The following is a 23765-nucleotide window of genomic DNA, read 5'->3' on the forward strand; positions in this document are numbered from 1 at the left end:
GGTCCGGACCAACGGTCCTTGTCGTCCCTCGGGACGCAACGCCGCGTCGACGGTCAGCGACGGCTCCGGCGACGGCAACGCCAGCAGCCGGGTCATCTCGTTGGCCACCGCCAGCGCAGCGTCGGCCGCCTCCTCCTCGTCCGCGTCGGGCCGGGGAGAATGGACGAACAGCACGTCGGCGTCGGAGGCGTAGCCCATCTCGCGCCCGCCCAGGCGGCCCATGGCCACCACCGCCAGTCGAGTCGGCAGCGCCGTACCCCGGCTGGCCTCGACCGATCGGATCGCCGCAGACATCGCACCGGCGAGGGTGGCCTCGGCGATGGCGGTCAGCCCGGCGCCGACCTCGTCGACCTCGATCTCGCCCACCAGATCGGCGACGGTCACCCGGAACAGCTCCCGCCGCCGCATCGCCCGGACGACGCCGATGGCGGCCGTGGGGTCGTCGTGGCGCTGCACCCCGGCGATGACCTCGCGTTCCAGCGGTTCGCGTTCCCGCGGGCGAAGTTCGGCGTTGTTGCCGAGCATCGCCACCGACTCCGGAGCTCGCAGCAGCAACTCGGTCGCGTAGCGCCCCGACGCCAGGACTCGGGCCATCCGTTCGGCGGCGGCCCCGTCGTCACGCAGCATGCGCAGATACCACGGCGACGTACCGAGCGCGTCGCTGACCTGGCGGAACCCGGCCAGCCCGGTGTCGGGTTCCGGTGCGTCGGCGAACCATCCCAGCAGGACCGGCAGCAAGGTGCGCTGGATGGCGGCCCGACGGGACACGCCGGTGGTGAGAGCTTCGATGTGTCGCAGCGCGCCGGCCGGGTCGGTGTAGCCGAGAGCTTGCAGGCGGGCCAGCGCCGCGGTGGGGCTCAGCTTGGCTTCGTCGCCGGGCAACTGGGCCACGGCGGACAACAGTGGCCGGTAGAACAGCTTCTCGTGCAGTCGGCGGACCTCACGCGCCTGCTGCCGCCACGTTTGCACCAATTCCTCGGCGCGCGGCATCGACAGCGAGCGCGCCACCGCCCGCAACTGGTCGTCGGACTCCGGCACGACGTGGGTTCGGCGCAGGTTGCGCAGCTGGATCCGATGCTCGAAGGTTCGCAGGAACCGATAGGCCTCGTCGAGCACTGCGCCGTCCGCACGCCCGACGTAGCCGCCCTGCGTCAACGCTGCCAGCGCTTCCAGCGTCGATGCACTGCGTAACGTCTCGTCAGCGCGGCCGTGCACCAACTGCAGCAACTGCACCGCGAACTCCACGTCGCGCAACCCGCCGGGCCCGAGCTTGAGTTGCCGGTCTGCTTCGGCCGGCCGGATGTGATCTTCCACCCGCCGCCGCATCGCCTGGACGTCGCCGACGAAGCCCTCTCGGTCGGCCGCGTGCCACACCATCGGTGTCACCGCGTCCATGTACTGCGCACCCAGCGCGAGATCACCGGCGACGGGCCGGGCCTTGAGCAGTGCCTGGAACTCCCACGTCTTCGCCCAGTCCTGGTAGTAGGCGACGTGACTGGCTACCGTGCGAACCAGCGGCCCGGTGCGTCCCTCGGGGCGCAGCGCAGCGTCCACAGGCCAGATGGTCCCCTCGCCGGTGTGTTCGGAGCACACCCGCATCATGGCTGTGGCCAGGCTCGTCGCCGAGCTCAGCCACTGCGTCGAGTCGTCGTCGCCGACCGGCTCGGCCACGAAGATGACGTCCACGTCGGAGACGTAATTGAGCTCGCGGCCACCGCACTTGCCCATGCCGATGACGGCCAGCCGGCACGGCGCGGCGGTGGCGGGCAGCTCCGATCGCGCGACGGCCAAGGCGGCCTCGAGCGTCGCGTCGGCCAGCACGGCGAGCTCGGCTGCCACCGTGGCGACATCGAGCCGGTCGGCCAGATCGAGCGCCGCCAACGCCATCAGCTGCCGCCGATAGGTGATTCGGAGCCCATCGAGCACGTCTCCGCGTTCGCCCTGGGCGACCGGGCTGGCAGCATCCGGATCCGCACTGACCGCCTCAAGCATGCTCGCCCGGAGCGCCGCCGCGTCCGGGCGGCGTTCAGGGTCGATCCGGTCGAAATCGCGCCACTGGTCCGGATGCCGCACGAGGTGGTCGCCCAGCGCCGAGCTGAACCCGAGTACCGCCAGCAGCCGACGGCGACCGGGCGTGTCCTCGACGAGGGCCCGGAGCAGTCCGTCGCGCTCCGCTCCGGGCGCCAGCGCGTCGACCAGCCGCCCGAGCTCACGAAGACCGAGGTCAGGGTCGGCCGCGGCGCCGAGCGCGGAGACCAGGTCGGAGTCCGCAGCCACGTCGCCGAGCACCGTGCCGTCCAGCTCCCGCGCCGCCGCAGCAGCGTCGGCGAACCCCGCCTTGGCCAGTCTCGCGAGGCGCCCTTCGGTCCGGTTCACCGACATGCCACCGAACCTACCGGTCCGCCGGTACGAGCGGGATCCTCGACCGCCCGGACCGTCACGTCGTCAGACAAGCCACCAGCCTGCTGCGGCAGCGGCCAGGCCACCGGCCAGATTGACGACGATGTTGACCAACCCGGCCGAGGGGTTCCCGTCCTCGAGTAGACGCACGGTGTCGTAGCTGAAGGTGCTGTATGTGCTCAGCGCCCCGCAGAAGCCGATCCCACCCAGGGCCAGTGCATCGTCACTGAGCCCGCCGCGTGCGCTGGCCGCCGCCATCATGCCCAGGAGGAACGAACCGATGACGTTGACGATGAGCGTGCCCCAGGGCAGCACCACGGCCGGCGCCTTGGCCTGGACGAACTGGTCGGTCACGTAGCGCAACGGCGCGCCCACCGCAGCACCGAGAGCCACCAGGAGAACGGTCACGTCATGCCGCCTCGTGGCCTACGTCGACGCAGCACGGCACGTGTGGCCGCTGTCGCGGACCAGACGGCCAGCACGGCCACGACCGGCGTGGCCACCAGGTAGGTGACCGCCACCACATGACGCCCGTCGATCAACATCTGGTGCACGTCGACGGCGTAGGTCGAGAACGTGGTGTATCCACCCAGCAGACCGACACCGAGAAACGGCCTGATCAACCAGAGGGGCGCCGTCGACTGACGCACGACCGTCATGAGCACGCCGATCAGCAGACAGCCCGAGACGTTCTGCGCCAGCGTCGCCCAGGGGAATCCGGCACCGCTCGGTTCGAACAGGCTCAAGACATACCTGGCCTCAGCCCCGACGACTCCCCCGGCCGAGACGGCGCCTAACACGCTCGCTCGCCACTTCATCCGGGTCACGGCACCCGAACCTAGTGCATCGGGTCGTCACTGCGTGGCGCTCAAGCTCACGTCGTCGACCTGGAGAATGGCATCGCCGCCGTCGGCGTCGTACCCCACGACCACGGTGATCGACGAGACGTCGTCGGGCACGGCGACCGACGTCGAACGCTGCGTGTACACCCACTCCGCGACGCCCGGGAACGTCTCGATCTGCTCGCCGCCGTCGAAGCGCACGCCAAGGCGGACAGTCTCGACGACGTCGGAGGTGCGGACCCAAGCCGACAGGTCGAGCGTGGACCCCGGCTCGACGCTGACGGTCTGCGTGAGGACCTGGGTTCCGAGCGGCTCGGACGTGCGCACCCACGCATTCCGCTCGCCGGTGTGTGAATGTGAGCCGTTGCCGTCGATTCCGTGCGCTGCGCCGCCCTCGAACGACCACGCGCCGCCGAGGCCGCCACTCTGACCTTCGAAGCCGCCATCGATCAGCGCGAGGTCGTAGTACACAGCCACCTCGGACATGGAGGAATAGGCCAGGTCACCGCCGGGAACGCCGATGACGCGCACGCCGTCGCCCACGGTCTCGGGGAAGGTGACGGTGAACTCCTGGGTCGAGCCCACAGTGTGCCGGCCCGGGTAGACCGGATCGGTGAGCTGTCCGTCGACGTCGGTCCAGACGCCGTCCTGGCGCACCTGCACCCGAGGCCGGCCGAGGAACCAGCCGCCGTCGTGATCGCTCACTTCGCCAGTGGTGTAGACGACGCGGTTCATCCGCTTCGGTTCCGGCCAGGTGTAGCCCCACCACGACTCTCGCTTGAGCTCGACGTCGTAGTCGTCGAGGCTGACATCAGTAGAGCCGTCGTTCAACGCGGCCAGATCGCCCTGGTTCACCGATTTCGACACCGCCACCGCCTCGGACTCCGGCGCGGCGAGATTGCCGCCGCCGAGCTCGTTCGTCGCCTCGCCGCCACGGTTGGGAACAAGGTCCACCTGCCGTAGCGAGTAGCGGTAGACCGGCGTGCCCGACGGGGCGCACGGACACACGTTGGATTGCAACATCATCGTCTGCCCGTCATCGGAGAGGAACTTCGACGGGATCGTGGCGCCATAGCCGGCGTGCTGCTCCGGTCCCCAGGGGTAACCGCCGAAGTCGTGGCTGGACATCCGGCTCCACGGCCCCCAGGGGGTCGGCGACTCGTACATCTCCAGCGTGTACTCGGTCCACGACGTGTAGAGGTAACGTCCGAGCGGCTCGTTGTACAGCACGTGCCCCTGGCTGAGCACCGTCATGTCGTGGGCGAAGCCAGCCTCGAGCATCTGCTGATAAACCCGCCTGGTGTCGTGCAGCACCGGGCGGCGCTCGTCGATGTTGTCCGACCAGCGCAGCTTGCCGTGCGGGCCCTTCGTCCCGGCGTAGAAGCGCCAAGCGCCGCGGTCGGCGACCTTGTCTCGCGGCACTCTGGCGAGAAAGACGTCTGCCGGATCATCCACGCGGTCGTTGAAGGAGTCGCGCCAGTTGCCGTCCAGGCCGTAGACGTACACGTAGTCGTCCGGCGCCCACTCACCGCCCTGGCCGAAGTCGGCGAACCACATCGTCGTGAACGTGTGGTCGTCGAACATCGGCTCGTCCTCGTCCCAGGTCCACGTCCGGCCGCCGTCAGTGGACGTCACGATGGTGGCGTTGGGGACATCGTTGAAGTCCAGGGCGAGATCCTGCACCGCCAGGTGGATGGTGTCGCCGACGCACACCATGCCGGTCGGTTTGCGGTTGTAGCCCGATTCCGCCCAGATCGGCCCCACGTCGTCGCCCTGGGCGAGGTTGACGCCGGCCAGATCTCCCGGCTCGCCGGAGATCCGCGCGACGCCGATGTCGGAGAACTCGCCATCGAGGTCGAAGCCCTTGCCGTCGCCCCAGGCCGCATAGAGATTGCCGTCATCGGACCAACACGACGGCCACAGATCGCCGTCGCTGTCGGTGCCGAACCGCTCGTGCGGGTCCATGCGCAGCGTCCCCTCCCATGCACTCGGTGGCGCCTCGGATACCTCGGCTGACCCGCCGTCGCCCGGACCTGCTGGCGGCCACGCGGCGATCAGCGCCGAAGCGGCGACGAGGGAGACGGGGACGACGTGCACGGGACGAGGCATGGCGCTCCGATCAGGGTGAGCAATCGATTTCACATCAATATCGGGGCGGATCGTGATCCGTCAAGGGGGCTGGGTGAAGCTCGTCGCGTGCTGGGCGCACCGGAGGAACTCGTGACCTGGTGTGTCTCGCCGGGCGGCGGCGTAGTCTCGGCCCACATTGGGGTTGCGCCGAGGGGCCGATCGCTGTCTGTCCCGAGATCGGGCGTGGAAGCGGTCCTGGTGGGTCGTGAAGATCGTCGTGCCGGATCAGGCGCGAAACAGCCCGCCAAAGCAGTCGTGAAGATCGTCATGCTGGAAATCGCGCACCATAACGGCAGATTCCCCCACGACGATCATCACGACCCGGCGAATCGGCTCACGGTCCCACGGCCTCGCGCAAGAAGCACCCTCCCATTACTGCCTCATGATCACGCGCCATAAGTGATCATGAGGCACTAGCCGCCACCCCTGGATAGATCATGAGGCAGTAGCAGCGCCATAACGCCAAAAGCGCCTCATGATCCCGCGACACAGCACCACACCCGCCCACTACTGCCCCATGATCACGCGCCATAGGTGATCATGAGGCAGAAATCGCCCGCAACCTCAGCGGCTCACGGTCCCACGACGATCATCACGGCCTGCGGCATCGTCCAACCAGCCCCACAACACAAGCCAACCAGCCAGGCAGCGCCCCTGACCCCAGGGCGAAGCGCTGCCGAACAATGTCGTCAGAGCACGGGCAGCATCTTGGCGCGCTCGTACGCAGTGACCTGCAACCGGTACTCGTCCCACTCGGCGCGCTTGTTGCGCAGGAAGAACTCGTAGACGTGCTCGCCGAGGGTTTCGGCGACCAGTTCGGAGTTTTCCATCGCATGGATGGCCTCGTCCAGAGACGCCGGCAGCCGGTCGATGCCCATGGCGCGGCGTTCCCGGTCGGTCAGCGCCCAGACGTCGTCTTCAGCGCCCGGCGGGAGCTCGTAGCCTTCCTCGATGCCCTTGAGGCCTGCGACGAGAATCACCGCATAGGCGAGGTAGGGGTTACAGGCGGAGTCGACGGAACGGATCTCCACACGCGCGGATTGGCCCTTGTCCGGCTTGTACATCGGCACCCGGACCAGCGCGGAGCGGTTGTTGTGCCCCCAGCAGACGTACGCCGGCGCTTCGCCGCCGCCCTGGAGGCGCTTGTAGGAGTTGACCCACTGGTTCGTGACCGCGGTGATCTCCGGCGCGTGGCGCAGCAGCCCGGCGATGAACGCGCGTGCGGTCTTGGACAGTTGGTACTGCGCGCCGGGCTCGTGAAACACGTTGCGGTCGCCCTCGAACAGCGAGACGTGGGTGTGCATGCCCGAGCCTGGATGCTCGGTGAACGGTTTGGGCATGAACGAGGCGTACAGGTTCTGTGACAACGCCACCTCGCGCACGACCGCCCGGAACGTCATGAGGTTGTCCGAGGTCGCCAGCGCGTCGGCATAGCGCAGGTCGATCTCCTGCTGGCCCGGGGCGTTCTCGTGGTGGCTGAACTCCACCGAGATGCCCATCTCCTCCAGCATGGTGATGGTGTCGCGGCGGAAGTCCTGCGCGACCCCGTGGGCGGTGTGGTCGAAGAAGCCGCTGGCATCGACCGGCACCGGCACCTCACCGGGTTCCGGCTGCTCCTTGAAGACGAAGAACTCGACCTCGGGATGGGTGTAGAAGGTGAACCCCTGCTCAGCTGCCCGGCTCAAGGCCCGTTTGAGCACGTGACGCGGATCGGCGTATGACGGCGACCCGTCGGGCATCAGGATGTCGCAGAACATGCGCGCCGTGCCGTGGGTACCGCCGCGCCAGGGCAGCACCTGAAACGTCGACGGATCCGGTTTGGCCAGCATGTCGGCTTCATAGACCCGGGCGAACCCCTCGATGGCCGAGCCGTCGAAGCCGATGCCCTCGGCGAAGGCGTTCTCGAGCTCGGCCGGGGCCACCGCGACGGACTTGAGAAAGCCCAGCACATCGGTGAACCACAGCCGGACGAATCGAATGTCCCGCTCTTCCAGCGACCTGAGGACGAACTGCTGCTGCTTCTCCACGGCGCCAGTGTGCCTCACCGCGGACCGTCCGGGTAACCCGAAGATGCCGACGTCGTCAAAGCTGGCGGCCGATCCGGCCAGAACGACGGTTAGGCTCACACTCGTGCCGCAGATCAGAATCGCCCTCGCCCAGATCAACAGCACGGTCGGTGCTCTCGACGCCAACGCCGATCTCATCGTCCAGACGACGGCACACGCCGCCGGCCAGCACGCACATCTGGTGGCGTTTCCGGAGATGGCGCTCACTGGGTATCCGGTGGAGGACCTCGCCCTTCGCGCCTCGTTCGTCGACGCCTCCCGCACTGCGGTCGAGGCGCTGGCCGCGCGCCTCGACGCCGAAGGGCTCGGGTCGACCGCCGTCGTCGTCGGGTACCTGGACCGCGACGAGTCGGCCGCGGGCACGACGACCCTCGGGGTGCCGAAGGGGTCACCGCAAAACGCCGTCGCCGTGCTCTACGGCGGCCGGGTCGTGTCGCGTCAGGCGAAGCACCACCTGCCCAACTACGGCGTGTTCGACGAGTCCCGATACTTCGTGCCGGGCCATCACCTCGGCGTGTTCCGGCTGCACGGCGTCGACGTCGCGCTGGCGGTGTGCGAAGACATCTGGCGTGAAGGCGGTCCGGTGTCGGTGGCTCGCGAGGCCGGAGCTGGGCTGTTGTTGGTGATCAACGGATCGCCGTACGAGCAGAAGAAAGACGACACCCGCTTGGAGTTGGCCGCGCGCCGCGCGATGGCGGCCGAGGCGACGCTGGCCTACGTCAACCTGGTCGGGGGGCAGGACGAGCTGGTCTTCGACGGCGACTCGCTCATCGTCGGCGCCGACGGCGAGCTCCTGGCCCGCGCGCCGCAATTCGAGGACGGGTGCCTGATCGCCGATCTGACCCTGCCCCAGGCCACGGCGTCGGCACCGGAACCTTGGGGCATGAGCCGCGAGCAGATCGCCGGCTTCGAAGTGCTGCGGACGACATTGACCACCGCGCCGCTGCCCCAATACCCGCCCGAGCCGGGCGCGATCGCTCCGCGCCTGTCCGATCACGCCGAGATATACGCCGCGCTCGTGACCGGTCTGCGCGACTACGTCGCCAAGAACGGGTTCACCTCGGTGATCCTCGGGCTGTCCGGTGGGATCGATTCCGCGCTCGCCGCGGCCGTGGCCGTCGACGCCGTCGGTGCGGACAACGTCCACGGCATCTCGATGCCGAGCTCGTACTCCTCTGACCACTCGAAGACCGACGCCCAGGACCTGGCCGACCGGACCGGACTACGGTTCCGGATCGTGCCGATCGCTCCGATGGTGCGCGCGTTTCTCGACAACATCCAGCTCACCGGGTTGGCCGAAGAGAACCTGCAGGCCCGGGTGAGGGGCATGACGCTGATGGGGCTGTCCAACGAAGAGGGCCACCTGGTGCTGGCCACCGGCAACAAGACCGAACTGGCCGTCGGGTACTCCACGATCTACGGCGACGCCGTGGGCGGCTTCGCCCCGTTGAAGGACGTGCCGAAGACCTGGACGTGGGAGCTGGCGCGGTGGCGCAACGAGGCCGCCGAGAACCGCGGCGAGGTGCCGCCGATCCCCCAGTCCTCGATCGACAAGCCGCCCAGCGCCGAGCTGCGTCCCGGCCAGCTCGACTCGGACTCACTGCCCGACTACACGCTGCTGGACCAGATCCTGGACCACTACGTGGAACAGGACCGCGGCCCCACGGAGCTGCACGCCGCAGGGTTCGACCCCGACGTCGTCTCGAAGGTGCTGCGCATGGTCGACACCGCGGAGTACAAGCGCCGGCAGTACCCGCCGGGGCCGAAGATCACCGGCCGCAACTTCGGCCGCGACCGTCGCCTGCCCATCACCAGCCAGTGGCGCGAGCAGGTCACGAGCGCCGGGGCGCGGGCGAGCGGACGCTTCAGCCAGCCGCCACCGCCGCCGGCCGCGTCCTGACGTCTCGGGCCTGACGTCAAGACGCCCCCGCGGCAAACGTCGGGACGCCCCCGCGGCAGTTGTCAGGACGTCCGCGGCGTCAGGGCAGGAGCGACGGACCTGGCGGCGGCACCGGCTGGGGGAAGGTGTTCTTCGACGACTGCCGCTCGGCGATCACGAAGGCGTAGACCGCCCAGGCCAGGACGGCGCCGATCAGCGGCCCGGCCAGCCACGCCGCCACGGCGTCCCACTCGCCGCTGACCACGGCCGGGCCGAAGCCACGGGCAGGGTTCAGCGCGCCACCGGTCGTGGGCAGCAGCGCGGCGTTGCCGGCGATGATGACGCCGCCGATGGCGAACGGGTACACCGACAGCGGCGCCCGCTCGTCCACGACCGTGCCGAAGAAGACGAGAACGAGAATGAACGTCGCGACCGCCTCGAGCGTGATCGCTCCCCCGACGTTGACGAGGTTTTCGTTGATCGCGGGCGTTCCCGCGGCCACCCCCTCCTCGTCGACCGCCAGCATCACCACGAGCGCGCCGACCGCCGCACCGGCGAACTGGCCCACCCAGTACACCGCCGCCCCGAGCGGGTCGATCTTGCGTGCCAGAAGCATCGCCAGAGTGATGGCGGGGTTGAAATGCCCGCCGGAGACGTGTCCCAGCGACGCGACGAGCGCTGCCACGATGAAGCCATAGGCCAAGATCGAGGGTGTGGCCATCCCACTCACGCCGAGAGCCATGAGTGTGACGAACACCAAAGCCATCGTGCCGACGGCTTCGGCGATCGCGTTTCGAAGCCACGCGTCAGCCATTGACCAGCCCCTCCTGCCGAACATCGAACGTGCTCGGCGGTCCTGTACGAGGTGGCGACCCTGCGACGCCACGTCATATCGGACCCTATCGTGCGAGAATTGCTCATGTTAGGGGACCCGAATCCCGGGCCTCGAGACATCGAAGGAGTCCTGCGATGACGCACGAAACCGCGGCACTGTACGGCGGCCAACGCTCCCGCCGGGTGACCATCCGAGATCTGCTGGCGGCCAAGGAGCGCGGCGAACGCTGGCCCATGCTGACCTCGTACGACATGTACACCGCGGAGGTGTTCGACGAGGCGGGCATCCCGGTGCTGCTCGTCGGCGACTCAGCCGGCAACAACGTCTTCGGGCACCCCGACACGGTGCCGGTGACGCTCGACGAGCTCATCCCGCTGGCGCGTGCAGTCACGAGGTCGACCACGCAGGCGCTGGTGGTGTGCGACCTGCCGTTCGGCACGTACCAGGTCAGCTCCGAACAGGCTCTCGGCACGGCCATCCGTGTCATGAAGGAGACCGGGGTCCAGGCCGTCAAGCTCGAGGGCGGGCTGGCGGTGGCCGATTCGGTTCGGCGCATCGTCGAGGCCGGCATCCCGGTGATGGCGCACATCGGCTTCACGCCGCAAAGCGTGAATGCCATCGGCGGCTATCGCGTCCAAGGCCGCGGCCCGGACGCCGATGCGCTCATCGCCTCGGCCGAGGCTTTGGAGGCAGCCGGCGCGTTCGCCGTCGTCCTCGAGATGGTCGCGGCGCACACCGCAGCCGAGATCACCAAGCGCCTCGCCGTCCCGACCGTGGGCATCGGCGCCGGGCCGGACTGTGATGCACAGGTGCTGGTGTGGCAGGACATGGCCGGGCTGCGCAGCGGCCGCTTACCGCGGTTCGTCAAGGCGTACGGCGACCTGCGTGGTGCGCTCACCGACGCCACGAAGGCGTTCGCCGACGAGGTCGTGGCCGGGTCGTTCCCCGCGGACGAGCACACCTACCGCTGATGTCCTGACGCCGTGCTGGCGGGCGGGGCGGCGTGGCGCCTGCTGGCACGCGTCAGGGTCAGGGCTGGCTGCCGCGGTTGAGGGCGGGGTGCGCTCCGGCGGCCACCAGATCAGCGACAGCGGAGCGCGGGTCGCGGCCTTTCACGAGCGACTCGCCGACCAGCACGGCGTCAGCTCCGGCCCGAGCGAGCTCGATGACGTCGCGGGGCGACTTGACGCCGGATTCGGCGATCTTCACCACCCCGTCGGGCACCGTCGGCGCCAGCCGCTCGAACGTCGTCGTGTCGACGTCGAGCGTGCGCAGATCACGCGCATTGACGCCGATGATCTTCGCGCCGGCATCGGCCGCGCGCGCGATCTCGTCGGCGGTGTGCGCTTCGACCAGCGGCGTCAGACCGATCGATTCGGCCCGCTCGACGAGGCTCACCAGCGCGATCTGCTCCAGCGCCGCCACGATGAGCAGCACCAGGTCGGCACCGTGCGCCCGGGCCTCCCAGAGCTGGTAGCTGGTGACGACGAAGTCCTTGCGCAGCACCGGGGTATCGACCGCGGCACGAACCGCGCGCAGGTCGTCGAGGCTGCCCCCGAATCGGCGCTGCTCGGTCAGCACGCTGATGGCTGCCGCTCCCCCGGACTCGTAATCGCCGGCCAACGCCGCTGGATCGCGGATCTCGGCCAGGGAACCACCGGACGGGCTCGCGCGTTTCACCTCTGCGATGACGGAGACACCCGGCGAACGGAGCATGGGCAAGGGATCACGTGCCGGCGGCTGCTTGGCCGCCATCGCCTTGAGTTCGTCGAGGGGAACACGCTGTTCCCGCTCGGCAAGATCAGCACGCACACCCCCGAGGATCTCGTCGAGAACGCTCATGTCCGCCCTCCAGTCCTCGCACTGATCGATTGGTCTGGCCGGTCCAGACTAGCCACGTCCGATCCGGCGGCATGACGCCCCCCGGTCCTCTGCTCGGCGCACCCGCACCAACCAGCACCGACAGGTCTCATGCTCCCGCACGCCCCCGCACCGCGCCTGGGATCATCGGTCGGCTCGCGTCTCGAGGGTGTATCCCACACCGCGCACCGACCGGATCGCCAGCGCCCCGCCGAGTTTGTTCCGCAACGTCGCGATGTGGACGTCGACGGTGCGGGTGCCGACCGGCGCCGGGTAGCCCAGCGCCTGACACATCAACTCCTCGCGCGAGCACACCCGGCCACAACGGCTCATCAGGTGCGCCAGCAGCGCCGCCTGCAACGGCGTCAACGACGACTCGCCGCCGGCAGGCGTGCTGACGCGGCGGTTCGTCGTATCGAGTGTGACCCCACCCACCGACACCAGCGGCGGCCTGTTCGTCGGCCGTCCCGCCGGCGTTCGGCCGGGGCGGGGCGTCATCGCTTACCCGCCGGTGTCCTCAGCCGCCCCGGGGTTGACACTCGCACGGTCCTCGGCCTGCGGGCCGTACTGACCGAGGCCCATCATCTGCATGATCTTGCCGACGATGCCGCCGACTGCGGCGAGCGCCACGCCACCGATCCAGAACAGCGGCCAGTTCTGCAGTACGACAGCCAGGGACCCGATCGTGAAAGCCACGAAAACGATGATCACGGTGGTCCAAGCCGCCGGCGTGTGGCCGTGGCTGTTATACGCCATCACAACTCCCTGTCGACGTTCGTCAGCGTGCCGCCATCCTGATACTCATTGTGCCGGATGCCGTCCACCCGGCGCGTTCAGGTCGGGTCGTCACCGCGATCAAGGGCATCCCAGGCCTGCCGCGGATCCGGTGCCGCCTCGTCCGAGCCGGCGGAGCGCTCGGGGCCGGAAGCGCCCGGGCGCTCGTATCGCGCCCCCATGGACGGCCAGCTCGGGCCGCGAACGACCGTCGACACCCCCGCGGCGAGAATCATGATCCCCGCGACCGCCAGCGCCACCGGCCACCAGGGTGCCACCGAGACCTCGTCGACGGTTCCGGTCAGGCCGGGACTGTCGGCCACCCAGGTGTGCACCCGCTCGTCCAGATCGAGCAGAGCCTGGCCGGCGACCACCACCAACCCGCAGCCCAGCACGGCCAGGATGGAGCCCACCACTCGTCGCCCGGTCCGGCGCACCGCCGGGATGGCGACGACCGCGGCCAACGCGACCAGGCACAGCGCCGGCGCCACCGGCGACAGGTCGCTGCCGGACACCGTGACCTCGGTGGCCTGCGACAGCGACGACGGCATCCGTGCCGATCCCCACGGCCGGGAGGCCGCGGCGAAGCCGAGCACCCCGCCGGCCGCGAGCAGCAGCAGCGTGGCGAGATATTGCCTGCGTTGTGTCACGACGAATCAGCCGGTCGGGCGTCGACGGGCCGGATCGTGCCGGCCACGGCGATGGCGCGCAGCGCGGCGGCAGCCTTGTTCCGCGACTCCTGCCATTCCGCCTCGGCGTCGGAGTCCGCCACGATCCCGGCACCGGCCTGGACGTAGGCCACGCCGTCGCGGATCAGCGCCGTCCGGATCGCGATGGCGACATCGAGGTCGCCGGCGAAGTCCAGATACCCGACCACCCCGCCGTAGACGCCGCGCCGGGTCGTCTCGAGCTCGTCGATGATCTCCATCGCCCGGACCTTCGGTGCACCGGACAGCGTTCCGGCGGGGAAACAGGCTGCCAAGACGTCCAGCGCGCTGCGGTCGGCGCGCAGCCGGCCGACGACCGTCGACTCGATGTGCATGACGTGGCTGTACCGGCGCACCGTCATGAAGTCGACCACCTCGACGCTGCCCGGCGCACACACCCGGCCGAGATCGTTGCGCGAGAGATCGACCAGCATCAGGTGCTCGGCCCGTTCCTTCGGGTCGGCGAGCAGTTCCTCGGACAGCGCCGCGTCGGCCTCCGGAGTCTCCCCGCGCCACCGGGTACCGGCGATCGGGTGCGTCATGACCCGGTCGCCATTGACCTTGACCAGGGCCTCCGGGCTGGAGCCGACCACCGAGTACGCGCCGTCCTCGCCGCCGTCGGGGCCTGGCAGGCGGACCAGATACATGTAGGGGCTCGGGTTGTCGCGACGCAGGATCCGGTAGACGTCGACCGGCTCGGCCGTGGTCGGCGTGGAGAACCGCTGCGAGATGACGACCTGGAAAGCCTCGCCGGCGCGGATCTCCTCCTTGACCCGCTCCACCGCGGCCAGGAAGTCTTCCTTGGGGGTCGCGCTGCGATGCTCGGCGACCACGGCGGGCTCGTAGGAGGCCACCGACGACGGCGTGGGCGCGGCCAGCTCGGCGGTCATCCGGTCGAGCCTACGTACGGCGTCGCGCCAGGCTTCGTCGACCCGCTCGTCGCGATCGTCCCAGTTGACGGCGTTGGCGACCAGCAGGACCGTGCCGTCGTCGTGATCGAGCACCGCGATATCGGTGGCCAGCAAGAACGCCATCTCGGGCAGCTGGAGGTCGTCGACGGTGGTCTCTGGTAGCTGCTCGAGCCGGCGCACGGCGTCATAGGTGACGAATCCGACGAGCCCGCCGGTCAGCGGCGGCAGGTCCGGCATCCGCTCACTGCGTAAAGCCTCGAGAGTGCCGCGTAGCGCTTCCCACGGGTCGCCGCCGGAGGGCAACCCGACTGGTGGCTCTCCGTGCCAGACCGCCTGGCCATCGCGCTCAGAGAGCACGGCGGCCGAGCGCGCGCCCACGAACGAATAGCGCGACCACACGCCACCGTGCTCGGCCGATTCGAGCAGGAAGGTGCCCGGCCGGTCGGCGGCGAGCTTGCGGTACACCCCCACGGGCGTCTCGCCGTCGGCCAGCAGCCTTCGCACCACGGGAATGACCCGGCGTTCTTTCGCCAGCAACCGGAACTCCTCCAGTCCCGGCGACGCGTCGAGACGGCTCACGAGGTCCCACCTTCCGCTCGGGGCGCCACGGTGGCTTCGAGCAGGCCGTCGTCGAAACAGGTCCTGGTGCCGGTGTGACAGGCCGGGCCTTCCTGGTCGACCTTGACCAAGACCGTGTCGCCGTCGCAATCGAGGCGCACCTCGCGTACCCATTGCCGATGGCCCGACGTTTCGCCCTTGACCCACAGGCTCTGCCGGCTGCGGCTCCAGTAGGTCGCTCGCCCGGTGGTCAGGGTGAGGTGCAACGCTTCGGTGTTCATCCATGCCTGCATCAGCACTTCGCCGGTGTCGTGCTGCTGCACGACGGCGGCGATCAGGCCGTCGGATGTCGGTCTGAGCCGGGCAGCTATGGTGGGCTCGAGGTCGGGCATCAGTCCATTGTCCCTGAGGCTCGGCAGGTACGTCGCCCGGCTCCCGGCACTGCTGCCGCTGATTCGCGCGCACTTCATCGGAGGTTCGCATCGTGGACGCCCCATGGCCGGGCTAGGGTGCCGTGATTGGGTACATCTGCGATTCTTGAGACTCCGGGACATGAAGGAGTGCACACCCGTGGCACGTACGATCCGCACCCTCGCCGCAGTCGCGGGTGCGGTCGTCGCCCTGTCGCTGACCGCCTGCTCCGACGACGGCGACGAGCCGCAGCGTGACGAGTCGGGCCAGGTGACCGAGTCGGCGGGCGCGGCCGACATTTTCGACGTCAAGGTCGGTGACTGCGTCGGCGACTTCGAGGACGAGAACGAAGTCACCGACGTCGCGGTCGTGCCGTGCGCCGACGAACACGCGCAGGAAGTCTTCGCCAGCGCCGAGATCCCCGACGGTGATTTCCCAGGTGACGACGCGCTGCGGGAGCAAGCTCAGGAAGAGTGTGCAGCCGAGTTCGCCACGTTCGTGGGCACGCCGTGGCCGGAGTCCGAGCTCGACTACACGTGGTTACAGCCCACCGAGGAGTCGTGGAGTCAGGGCGATCGGGAACTGATCTGCCTGGTCTACGATCCTGCCGGTCCGGTCACCGGATCACTCGAAGGCGCCGGTCGCTGACCCGGCCGTGCCGTGCCCGCCGATGTCCGCAACGTACCGTGCCGGTGCATCACCCCTGCCCCATCGACCCCCGTTCTCCGCGTGGCATCCGGCGCGGCGATCGGTGACCTGTCGGCCTCAGCCGACGGTGTTGAACATTTTCGAAGGAGAGCACATATCGTGAGGTCCACGATTCGTACGACCATGGCGGCGCTCGGCGCCGTCGCCGCCCTGAGCCTGAGCGCGTGCTCCGATGACTCGGACGACGCCAGCAGCGAATCGACCGGGGGCGAGCAGACCGAAGCCGCCGACGCCGGCGACGAGGAGACCGACGCCGAGCAGACCGGCGGCGAAGAGTCCGACGTCTTCGACATCGAGGTCGGCAACTGCATCGGCGACTTCCAGGCCGACGAAGAAGTCAGCAACGTCAATGTCGTACCGTGCGACGAACCGCACGACCAGGAGGTCTACGCGATCTTCGAAGTCCCCGACGGCGAGTTCCCCGGCGAGGACGCCTTCGAGACTCAGGTCCAGGAGGACTGCATCCCGGAGTTCGAGACCTTCGTCGGGATGGCCTGGCAGGAGTCCTCGTTGGACATCAAGTGGCTGCAGCCCACCGAGGAATCCTGGGGCCAAGGCGACCGTGAGCTCGTGTGCACCGTGTACGAAGAAGGTGTGCCCACCACCGGGACGCTCGAGGGCGCCCAGCGCTGACTCGTGCGGTCAGCGGGCCTGGGTGACCCAGGCTGAGTGCAACTCGGCGTACACCCCGCCGGCGGCTGCCAATTGGGCGTGCGGTCCGCGTTCGACCAGGTGACCGCGGTCGAAGACGAACACTTCGTCAGCGGCCTCGGCCGTGGAGAGCCGGTGGGCGATCGTCACCGACGTGCGCCCGCGCGAGACGCCTTCGAGGGCACGTGCGAGGCGCACCTCGGTGGCGGGGTCGACCGCGCTGGTCGCTTCGTCGAGCACCAGCAGGTCTGGATCGGCGAGATAGGCCCGCGCCAGCGCGACCAGCTGGCGTTCCCCTGCCGACAGCGACTCGCCCCGCTGGCCCACCTGGGTCGACAACTCCGCGGGCAACGACTTCGCCCAGTCGTCGAGCCCGAGGTCGGCCAACGCGCGACGAAGATCGTCGTCGGTGGCCTCGGGCCGGGCGTAGCGCAGGTTCGCCGCCAGGGTGTCGTCGAACAAGAACCCTTCCTGCGGAACCATCACCACCCGTTCGCGCAGTGAGGCGAAGCGGATGTCGCGCAGGTCGACGTCGTCGAGCACGACCCGGCCCGAGACCGGGTCCATGAGCCGAGTCAACAGCTTCGCGAACGTCGTCTTGCCGGAGCCGGTCTCGCCGACGACGGCGACGCGGGTTCGCGGCGCGATGCTGACGTCGACGTCGTGGAGCACGGTCGGCCCGTTCGGATAGGCGTAGGAGACGCGCTCGAAGCGGACGGACACCGGCCCTCGGGGCAGCTCGGCGCCGTCCTCGCCGGGGTCGGCGACGTCGGCGGGGGTGTCGAGAATGCCGAGCACCCGCTTCCAGCCGGCGATGGCGTTCTGGGCCTCGCTGAGCACCTCGGTACCGACTTGTACCGGTGCGATGAACAACGTGACCAGGAACAGGAACGCCACCAGTCGGCCGAGGGTGATGTCGCCGGCGACGCCGAGCAGCACACCCACCACGACGACCGCGGCGTTGGCGAAGCCGGCCACCAGCTCGCCGGTGGACGAGGCCCCCGAAGCCAGCTTGTGCGCCCGGATGGCGGCATCGCGGTGGGCCGAGACGGTGTCGTCGATGCGCTGCTGCGTACGCGCCTCGACCGCGTAGGCGCGTACCGCCTGAGCCCCCACGACCGATTCCGAGATCGCCCCGAGCATGGCGCCGACACGTTCGCGCACGACGAGGTAGGCCGCGGAGAGCTTGCGCTGGAAGTACCGCAGCGCCAGGAACAGCGGCAGGAAGCAGATCCACACCAGGATGGTCAGCTGCCACGAGTAGATCGTCATGATGACCGTGGCCACCATGAGCTGGCCGATGCTGACCAGCGTGATCAGTCCGCCCCATTGGACGAACCGGGAGATCGTGTCGACGTCGCTGGTGACCCGGGAGACCAGCGAGCCGCGACGCTCGGTGTCCTGGGTCAGGACCGACAGGTCGTGGACGTGGCGGAATGCCTTGATCCGTAGTGTGGCCAGGCCGGACTCGCTGGCCCGGAACACGCGCACGTTCATGAAGTACGCCGCGGCCACCGTGACGGCCACACCCACAGCAGCAAGCAGGAGCATCCATCGCACATACGCGATGTCAGGCCCGCCCGGCGCGTTCACTCCGGAGTCGATCGTCTGCTGGATGGCGATGGGCACCACGACACGCCCGGCCGTGGCCACCGCGGCGAGCACGAGAGTCAGGGCCAGGCCCTGGGTGATCTCAGGTGACAGGGCCAGGCCGCGGCGCAGCGTGTTCCACGCGGAGCCGTCGGTGGCCTCGCCCAGCTTGGACGTCGCGCTCATGCCCGGTCCCCCAGGTGACGTGCGGCCTCGTGATCAGCGGCCGCTCGGTCGGCGGCGTCGCGTTCGTAGGCGGTGATGAGCTCGGCGTAGCCGGGCGAATCGCGCAACAGCTCGGTATGGCTGCCCCGGGCCGCGACCCGGCCGTCGGCCACGTAGACGACTTCGTCGGCCAGCGCGATGGTGGCGCGCCGGTAGGCCACGACGACGACGGTGGACGGCAGCGACGCCTCGCGCAGCCCGGCCAGGATGCGCCGCTCGACTTCGGGGTCGACCGCGCTGGTGGCGTCGTCGAGCACGAGCAACCGAGGCTCACGAGCCAGCGCCCGGGCCAGCGCGAGGCGCTGGCGCTGCCCGCCGGACAACGTCGCGCCGCGCTCACCGATCGGGGCGTCGAGGCCACCGTCGAGCTCGGCGACGAAACCGTCGGCCTGGGCCAGGCGCAGTGCGGCCCATACGTGCTCGTCAGGCATCGCGCGTCCGAGCGTCACGTTGTCGCGCACCGGGTCTTCGAAGATGAACGGCTGCTGGAACACCAGCGCCACGGCCCGCGCCACCTCGCCGTGCTCGAGGTCGCGGAGGTCGGCGCCGTCGATCACGATCGCACCGCTGGCGGGGTCGACCAGGCGCACCAGCAGCCCGGCCAAGGTCGACTTCCCGGAGCCGGTGGATCCGACCACGGCCACGGTTCGCCCGGGCGCCACGTCGAGGGTGATGTCGTCGAGCACCGGGGTGTCGTCGACGTAGGAGTACGACACGTCGTGGACGCCGACGTGGGCAGGCCCGTCTGCGGCGGGAAGCCGTTTCGGCCCGTACGACAGCGAGTCCGAAGCGTCGAGGACGGCGGACACCCGTCGCCACCCCACGACCGCGCGCGGCAGTTCGCCCAGGACGAAGCCGATGGCGCGGATCGGGAAGGCGGTGACGGTGAGCAGGTAGGAGATCTGGACGAGGGTTCCGGCCTCCAGCGAGCCGTTCACCACCCGCGTGGAGCCGATCAGCAGCACCGCCAGCACGCCCAGGTTGGGCAGCGCCTCGAGCGCCGGGTCGAAGGCTCCCCGGATACGTCCCACCTGGACGTTGGCGTCCCGCAGGTCGTTGGCCACGACCGCGAAGCGTCGGGTCTCGTCGGCCTCGCGACCCATCGCCTTGACGACGGTGGCGCCGTCGAACGACTCGTGCGCCACCGCGGACAGGTCGGCGCGCAGCGCCTGTGACCGCGTGGCCGGCGGCGACAGCCGGCGCTGGTAGACGAAGTTCAACAACAGGATGGCCGGGAAGACGAGGGTGCCCACCAGCGCCAGCAGCGGGTCGGCGAGAAACATCGACACCAGGGCGAAGGCGAGCATGACGACGACGCCGAGGGCGAACGGCAGCGGCGCGATGGGGAAGAACGAGGACTCCACGTCGGCATTCGCGTTGGACAGCAACGTACCGGTGGAATGCCGATGGTGCCAGGACAACGGAAGCCGCAGGTACTGGCGGCTGACGCGGTAGCGGTAGCGCGCCTGCAGCCGGTACTGGCCGATGGCCGCGAAGTACCGTCGCACCGCCATGCCCGCGGACTTCAACAGGGCCGTCAGGATGATCGCCAGGGCCGCCACGGCCAGCGCTCCGGCCGCGGCGTCGCCTTCACCGAAGGCGGGAACGATGACGTTGTCGGTCGCCCAACCGATCACCTCGGCCGACGCGACGGTCATGATGCCGTAGACGGCGCTGCCGCCGATGGCGATGCCGAGGATGCGGGGTTCGTCGCGCAAAGCCCTCCGCAACACCCGCAGGCCCTCGCGCAGGGTCGCCTGGCGCTCGTCTCTCACCGCTCCTGCTCTCTGCTCCGCATCGTGACCACGGCGCCTGTCCGCGACAGAAAGTGCTGCTCGTGCTCGTGGGCCGTCCGGTTGTGTACGGTACCAACCGGCACCGACACCCCTGAGGGACGCTCCGGCGCACCGGCGTCATGACCCGTGCGCTACGCGCCCGAACCCGTCAGCGCACCGAATGCCCGGCCTTGGCCAGAACCTGCTTGACCTCACCGATGCTGAACACGCCGAAGTGGAACACGCTCGCCGCCAGGACGGCGTCGGCCCCGGCGTCGACTGCGGGCGGAAAGTGATCCAAGTCGCCGGCCCCACCGCTGGCGATCACCGGAACGTCCACGGCGGCGCGCACGGCTCGCAACATGTCCAGGTCGTAGCCGTCGCGAGTGCCGTCGGCGTCCACGGAGTTCATCAGGATCTCACCGGCGCCGAGTTCAGCAGCTCGGGCCGCCCACTCGATGGCGTCGATGCCGGTGCCGCGCCGCCCGCCGTGCGTCGTCACTTCGAACCCCGACTCGGTCTCGCCTCGTCGCGCGTCGATGGACAACACCAGGACCTGCGCGCCGAATCGCTGGGCGATCTCGTCGACCAGCTCCGGACGGGCCACCGCCGCGGTGTTCACGCCCACCTTGTCCGCCCCGGCGCGGAGCAGCCGGTCGACGTCGTCGACCGTGCGTACGCCACCGCCGACGGTGAGCGGGATGAACACCTGTTCAGCGGTACGCGAGACGACGTCGTAGGTCGTCTCGCGGTCGTCGCTGGAGGCGGTGATGTCGAGAAAGACCAGTTCGTCGGCGCCTTCGGCGCCGTAAACCCGCGCCAGCTCCACCGGGTCGCCCGCGTCGCGCAGATCGGTGAACCGCACACCCTTGACGACCCGGCCGGCATCGACGTCCAGGCACGGGATCACCCGAATCGCCACACTCACAGCAGCTCCCCCACCTCGCGCCCGACCTCGGGACGGTAGGCCACGGCTTCCACCTCGACCATCATCCGGGGGTCGATCAGCGCGCTGATCTGGACCATGGACGTCGCCGGCATGGTCTCGCCGAACGCGGCACCGTGCGCTGCGCCGTACTCCTCCCACCGGGAGATGTCGGTGACGAAGATCCGGGTCCGCACGACGTCGGTCAACCCGGCACCCACCTGATTCAGCGCCCACTCGACGTTGCGGATGGCCTGCTTGGTCTGCTCGTACGGATCACCTTCGTGCACGACCTCGCCGTCGACGATGGACGTGCAGCCGGTCACCCAGACGTGGTCGCCGGCCGCGACGGCGCGGCTGTAGCCGACGACGGCCTCCCACGGAGCACCGGACGAGATCCGCCGCGTCATCCAGCCGCCACCTTCAGCGCCTCTTCGAGCGTGAACGCCCCCGCGTAGAGCGCCTTGCCCACGATGGCGCCCTCGACGCCTTCGGGCACCAACTCGCGCAACGCGGCGATGTCGTCCAGGCTCGACACTCCCCCGCTGGCGATCACCGGGCGGTCGGTACGCGCACACACCTGGCGGAGCAGTTCGAGGTTCGGCCCGCGCAGCATGCCGTCCTTGTTCACGTCGGTGACGACGTAGCGGGGACATCCGTCGGCGTCGAGACGGGCGAGGACCTCCCACAGGTCGCCGCCGTCACGGGTCCAGCCCCGCGCGGACAGGGTGGTGCCGCGTACGTCGAGGCCGACGGCGATCCGCTCGCCGTGCTCGGCGATGACCCGAGCGGTCCAGTCGGGATCCTCCAGCGCGGCGGTGCCCAGGTTCACCCGAGCGCACCCGGTGGCCAGAGCCGCCTGCAGCGACTCGTCGTCCCGGATCCCGCCGGACATCTCGACCGCGACGTCGAGACGGCCCACGACCTCGGCCAGCAGCTCCCGATTGGAACCCCGGCCGAACGCGGCGTCGAGGTCGACCAGATGCACCCACGAGGCCCCCGCTGCCTGCCAGGCCAGCGCAGCCTCCACGGGCGAGCCGTACGACGTCTCGGTTCCGGCCGCACCTTGGACGAGCCGCACAGCTTGGCCGTCGGCGACGTCGACGGCCGGCAACAACACCAATTCGCTCATGAGGAGACCACCTTGATCGCACGGAACCGCAGCCGACGGTAGTCGGCCCACCAATCGCCATCGCGCCACAACGTCGGCCGGGCCTTCTCCTCGGCGCGTTCGAGCACCTCGGCGGGTAGATCGCTGATGACGTCGGAGGCGAACATCGACAGCCACTTGGCCAAGCCGTCGGCCCCGGCCAGCTTCGTCGGCCGGTCGTAGAAGTCGAGCTGCCGGATCTCGAGCCCGGCGTCCTCGAGCATCGCCGCGTACTGGGCGGGCGAGGAGAAGAACCACGGCCACACCCGCGGTGGCAGGCCCGCTTCGCGGCAGGCTTCGTCGACCGACGTGGTGATGGCGGCGACGTTGCCGGTAGCGCCCATCTCGGCGACGAACCGGCCGTCGTCGACCAACGCGTCCGATACGCACCCGAGCACCTCGACCTGCGCCGGCATCCAGTGCAGCGCGGCGTTGGAGACCACCGCGTCGACAGGTCGTTCGACGCTGAAGTCGTGCGCGTCGGCCACGCGCAGCTCCACGGAGTCGCCGAGCCGGGCTCGCGCGGCATCGATCATCGCCGGATCGGCGTCGAGGCCGATCACCGTAGCGCCGGCCTCGAGGATGCGTGCGGTCAGATCACCGGTTCCGCACCCCAGGTCGAGAATGGTCTCGCCCGGCTGCGGTTTGAGCCAGTCGAGCAACTCGGCACCGTAGGCGGCGACGAACGCGAAATCGCGGTCGTAGGCTTGCGAATCCCACGTGGTCACGGTCTACACACCCCTCACCCAGTTCTCGAGCAGGCGGAGCCCGGCATCGCCGGACTTCTCCGGGTGGAACTGGGTCGCCGACAACGGCCCGTTCTCGACCGCCGCGACGAACCGGTCGCCGCCATGCTCGGACCAGCTCACGCGAGGCGGCTCGAACCGACCGGACCGCTCCAGTTCCCAACGCCGTACGCCGAAGGAGTGCACGAAGTAGAAGCGCTCTCCCTCCACACCGTCGAACAACACGCTTCCGGGCGGGACCTCGACGGTGTTCCACCCCATGTGCGGCAGCGGGACGGCGTTCAGACGCTCCACCGTACCGGGCCATTCCCCGATCCCGTCGGACTCCACGCCGTGCTCGACACCACGGTCGAACATGATCTGCATGCCCACACACACCCCGAGGACCGGGCGGGCCCCGGCGAGCCGGCGGCTGACGACCTCGTGCCCGCGCACCGCCCGGATACCCGCAGCACACGCAGCGAAGGCGCCCACGCCTGGCACGACGAGCCCGTCGGCCTCCAGCGCAGCCGTGCGGTCGGAGGTGAGCGTGACGTCAGCGCCGACGTGCTCCAGCGCGCGGACCGCGGAGTGCAGGTTGCCCGAGCCGTAGTCCAGCACCACCACCCGTCGCGCGCTCATC

At 69.5% G+C, this 23765-nt stretch carries 23 protein-coding genes; 4 read left to right on the forward strand and 19 right to left on the reverse strand.

The genetic code is table 11. From position 1 onward, the window contains the following. The 5 genes from M6444_RS10520 to M6444_RS10540 form a co-directional block, all read right to left on the reverse strand. Nucleotides 1–2382, reverse strand: a 2382-nt coding sequence (locus M6444_RS10520) for a bifunctional [glutamine synthetase] adenylyltransferase/[glutamine synthetase]-adenylyl-L-tyrosine phosphorylase (protein WP_298326618.1), incomplete at its 3' end; no start/stop codon positions are given. Nucleotides 2383–2445: 63 nt separating this feature from the next. Then, nucleotides 2446–2808: a fluoride efflux transporter CrcB gene (gene crcB / locus M6444_RS10525; protein ID WP_298326620.1), complete on the reverse strand. Its 363-nt coding sequence runs from the start codon at nucleotides 2806–2808 to the stop codon at nucleotides 2446–2448. Further along, nucleotides 2805–3200 carry a CrcB family protein gene (locus M6444_RS10530; RefSeq protein WP_298326622.1) on the reverse strand — a complete coding sequence of 132 codons (396 nt, stop codon included), beginning with the start codon at nucleotides 3198–3200 and terminating at the stop codon, nucleotides 2805–2807. The genes crcB and M6444_RS10530 overlap by 4 nt, the downstream gene beginning before the upstream one ends. Nucleotides 3201–3254: 54 nt before the next feature. Next, nucleotides 3255–5351: a DUF4185 domain-containing protein gene (locus M6444_RS10535; protein WP_298326624.1), complete on the reverse strand. Its 2097-nt coding sequence runs from the start codon at nucleotides 5349–5351 to the stop codon at nucleotides 3255–3257. Nucleotides 5352–6061: 710 nt separating this feature from the next. After that, nucleotides 6062–7399: a glutamine synthetase family protein gene (locus M6444_RS10540; RefSeq protein ID WP_298326625.1), complete on the reverse strand. Its 1338-nt coding sequence runs from the start codon at nucleotides 7397–7399 to the stop codon at nucleotides 6062–6064. A gap of 103 nt (nucleotides 7400–7502) precedes the next feature. Here M6444_RS10540 and M6444_RS10545 point away from each other — a divergent pair, with 103 nt between their 5' ends. After that, on the forward strand, nucleotides 7503–9338 hold the full coding sequence (locus M6444_RS10545; RefSeq protein WP_298326626.1) for an NAD+ synthase: 1836 nt from the start codon (nucleotides 7503–7505) through the stop codon (nucleotides 9336–9338). A 79-nt stretch (nucleotides 9339–9417) separates the two neighbouring features. On the opposite strand, the gene M6444_RS10550 is transcribed toward M6444_RS10545, so the two are convergent. Further along, entirely contained in the window at nucleotides 9418–10131 is a 714-nt protein-coding gene (locus M6444_RS10550; RefSeq protein ID WP_298326627.1) for an aquaporin, read from the reverse strand. Between the two features lie 155 nt (nucleotides 10132–10286). Here M6444_RS10550 and panB point away from each other — a divergent pair, with 155 nt between their 5' ends. Beyond that, nucleotides 10287–11123, forward strand: coding sequence for a 3-methyl-2-oxobutanoate hydroxymethyltransferase (gene panB / locus M6444_RS10555; RefSeq protein WP_298326629.1), 837 nt, complete (start codon nucleotides 10287–10289; stop codon nucleotides 11121–11123). A gap of 58 nt (nucleotides 11124–11181) precedes the next feature. Here the strand turns inward: panB and trpC are convergent, their stop codons facing one another. The 6 genes from trpC to hisI all read right to left on the reverse strand — a co-directional run bounded on the left by trpC (nucleotide 11182) and on the right by hisI (nucleotide 15354). Then, nucleotides 11182–11994: an indole-3-glycerol phosphate synthase TrpC gene (trpC, locus tag M6444_RS10560; protein WP_298326631.1), complete on the reverse strand. Its 813-nt coding sequence runs from the start codon at nucleotides 11992–11994 to the stop codon at nucleotides 11182–11184. 162 nt (nucleotides 11995–12156) lie between these two features. Further along, complete coding sequence (locus M6444_RS10565) at nucleotides 12157–12447, reverse strand: winged helix-turn-helix domain-containing protein (protein WP_298326634.1); 291 nt, start codon at nucleotides 12445–12447, stop codon at nucleotides 12157–12159. A gap of 66 nt (nucleotides 12448–12513) precedes the next feature. Continuing rightward, on the reverse strand, nucleotides 12514–12768 hold the full coding sequence (locus tag M6444_RS10570; RefSeq protein ID WP_298326637.1) for an HGxxPAAW family protein: 255 nt from the start codon (nucleotides 12766–12768) through the stop codon (nucleotides 12514–12516). 77 nt (nucleotides 12769–12845) lie between these two features. Beyond that, the gene (locus tag M6444_RS10575) at nucleotides 12846–13436 is read right to left on the reverse strand and encodes a TIGR02234 family membrane protein (protein ID WP_298326640.1); all 591 of its coding nucleotides are present in this window, start codon (nucleotides 13434–13436) and stop codon (nucleotides 12846–12848) included. Next, a complete protein-coding gene (locus M6444_RS10580) occupies nucleotides 13433–14983 on the reverse strand; it encodes an anthranilate synthase component I (protein WP_298326642.1) in 1551 nt (516 codons plus the stop codon). The genes M6444_RS10575 and M6444_RS10580 overlap by 4 nt, the downstream gene beginning before the upstream one ends. Further along, nucleotides 14980–15354: a phosphoribosyl-AMP cyclohydrolase gene (gene hisI, locus M6444_RS10585; RefSeq protein ID WP_298326645.1), complete on the reverse strand. Its 375-nt coding sequence runs from the start codon at nucleotides 15352–15354 to the stop codon at nucleotides 14980–14982. The genes M6444_RS10580 and hisI overlap by 4 nt, the downstream gene beginning before the upstream one ends. A gap of 178 nt (nucleotides 15355–15532) precedes the next feature. Between hisI and M6444_RS10590 the strand changes: the two genes are divergently transcribed. Together M6444_RS10590 and M6444_RS10595 are read left to right on the forward strand one after the other, a co-directional pair. Then, nucleotides 15533–16021, forward strand: coding sequence for a septum formation family protein (locus tag M6444_RS10590; RefSeq protein ID WP_298326647.1), 489 nt, complete (start codon nucleotides 15533–15535; stop codon nucleotides 16019–16021). 159 nt (nucleotides 16022–16180) lie between these two features. Next, a complete protein-coding gene (locus M6444_RS10595) occupies nucleotides 16181–16714 on the forward strand; it encodes a septum formation family protein (RefSeq protein ID WP_298326650.1) in 534 nt (177 codons plus the stop codon). Nucleotides 16715–16723: 9 nt separating this feature from the next. Here the strand turns inward: M6444_RS10595 and M6444_RS10600 are convergent, their stop codons facing one another. The 7 genes from M6444_RS10600 to hisH all read right to left on the reverse strand — a co-directional run bounded on the left by M6444_RS10600 (nucleotide 16724) and on the right by hisH (nucleotide 23764). Beyond that, nucleotides 16724–18508: an ABC transporter ATP-binding protein gene (locus M6444_RS10600; RefSeq protein ID WP_298326652.1), complete on the reverse strand. Its 1785-nt coding sequence runs from the start codon at nucleotides 18506–18508 to the stop codon at nucleotides 16724–16726. Further along, nucleotides 18505–20322 (reverse strand): ABC transporter ATP-binding protein, encoded by a 1818-nt coding sequence (locus tag M6444_RS10605; protein WP_298326655.1) that lies wholly within the window; start codon nucleotides 20320–20322, stop codon nucleotides 18505–18507. The genes M6444_RS10600 and M6444_RS10605 overlap by 4 nt, the downstream gene beginning before the upstream one ends. A gap of 169 nt (nucleotides 20323–20491) precedes the next feature. After that, nucleotides 20492–21250, reverse strand: coding sequence for an imidazole glycerol phosphate synthase subunit HisF (gene hisF, locus M6444_RS10610; protein ID WP_298326658.1), 759 nt, complete (start codon nucleotides 21248–21250; stop codon nucleotides 20492–20494). Next, nucleotides 21247–21657, reverse strand: coding sequence for a RidA family protein (locus tag M6444_RS10615; RefSeq protein ID WP_298326661.1), 411 nt, complete (start codon nucleotides 21655–21657; stop codon nucleotides 21247–21249). The genes hisF and M6444_RS10615 overlap by 4 nt, the downstream gene beginning before the upstream one ends. Next, the gene (priA, locus tag M6444_RS10620) at nucleotides 21654–22379 is read right to left on the reverse strand and encodes a bifunctional 1-(5-phosphoribosyl)-5-((5-phosphoribosylamino)methylideneamino)imidazole-4-carboxamide isomerase/phosphoribosylanthranilate isomerase PriA (protein ID WP_298326664.1); all 726 of its coding nucleotides are present in this window, start codon (nucleotides 22377–22379) and stop codon (nucleotides 21654–21656) included. Before priA ends, M6444_RS10615 begins: the two co-directional genes overlap by 4 nt. Beyond that, entirely contained in the window at nucleotides 22376–23125 is a 750-nt protein-coding gene (locus M6444_RS10625; RefSeq protein ID WP_298326667.1) for a class I SAM-dependent methyltransferase, read from the reverse strand. The genes priA and M6444_RS10625 overlap by 4 nt, the downstream gene beginning before the upstream one ends. 3 nt (nucleotides 23126–23128) lie before the next feature. Further along, entirely contained in the window at nucleotides 23129–23764 is a 636-nt protein-coding gene (gene hisH / locus M6444_RS10630; RefSeq protein ID WP_298326670.1) for an imidazole glycerol phosphate synthase subunit HisH, read from the reverse strand. Nucleotide 23765 lies beyond the last annotated feature (1 nt).

This window comes from Haloactinopolyspora sp. (assembly GCF_027324685.1).
Classification (GTDB): domain Bacteria; phylum Actinomycetota; class Actinomycetes; order Jiangellales; family Jiangellaceae; genus Haloactinopolyspora.

Excerpts from the sequence above, each read along its gene's own strand:
- M6444_RS10535 (WP_298326624.1), bottom strand. The coding sequence starts at position 5,351 with ATGCCTCGTCCCGTGCACGTCGTCCCCGTCTCCCTCGTCGCCGCTTCG.
- M6444_RS10550 (WP_298326627.1), bottom strand. The coding sequence starts at position 10,131 with ATGGCTGACGCGTGGCTTCGAAACGCGATCGCCGAAGCCGTCGGCACG.
- panB (WP_298326629.1), top strand. The coding sequence starts at position 10,287 with ATGACGCACGAAACCGCGGCACTGTACGGCGGCCAACGCTCCCGCCGG.
- trpC (WP_298326631.1), bottom strand. The coding sequence starts at position 11,994 with ATGAGCGTTCTCGACGAGATCCTCGGGGGTGTGCGTGCTGATCTTGCC.
- M6444_RS10570 (WP_298326637.1), bottom strand. The coding sequence starts at position 12,768 with ATGGCGTATAACAGCCACGGCCACACGCCGGCGGCTTGGACCACCGTG.
- hisI (WP_298326645.1), bottom strand. The coding sequence starts at position 15,354 with ATGCCCGACCTCGAGCCCACCATAGCTGCCCGGCTCAGACCGACATCC.
- M6444_RS10600 (WP_298326652.1), bottom strand. The coding sequence starts at position 18,508 with ATGAGCGCGACGTCCAAGCTGGGCGAGGCCACCGACGGCTCCGCGTGG.
- M6444_RS10615 (WP_298326661.1), bottom strand. The coding sequence starts at position 21,657 with ATGACGCGGCGGATCTCGTCCGGTGCTCCGTGGGAGGCCGTCGTCGGC.
- priA (WP_298326664.1), bottom strand. The coding sequence starts at position 22,379 with ATGAGCGAATTGGTGTTGTTGCCGGCCGTCGACGTCGCCGACGGCCAA.
- hisH (WP_298326670.1), bottom strand. The coding sequence starts at position 23,764 with ATGAGCGCGCGACGGGTGGTGGTGCTGGACTACGGCTCGGGCAACCTG.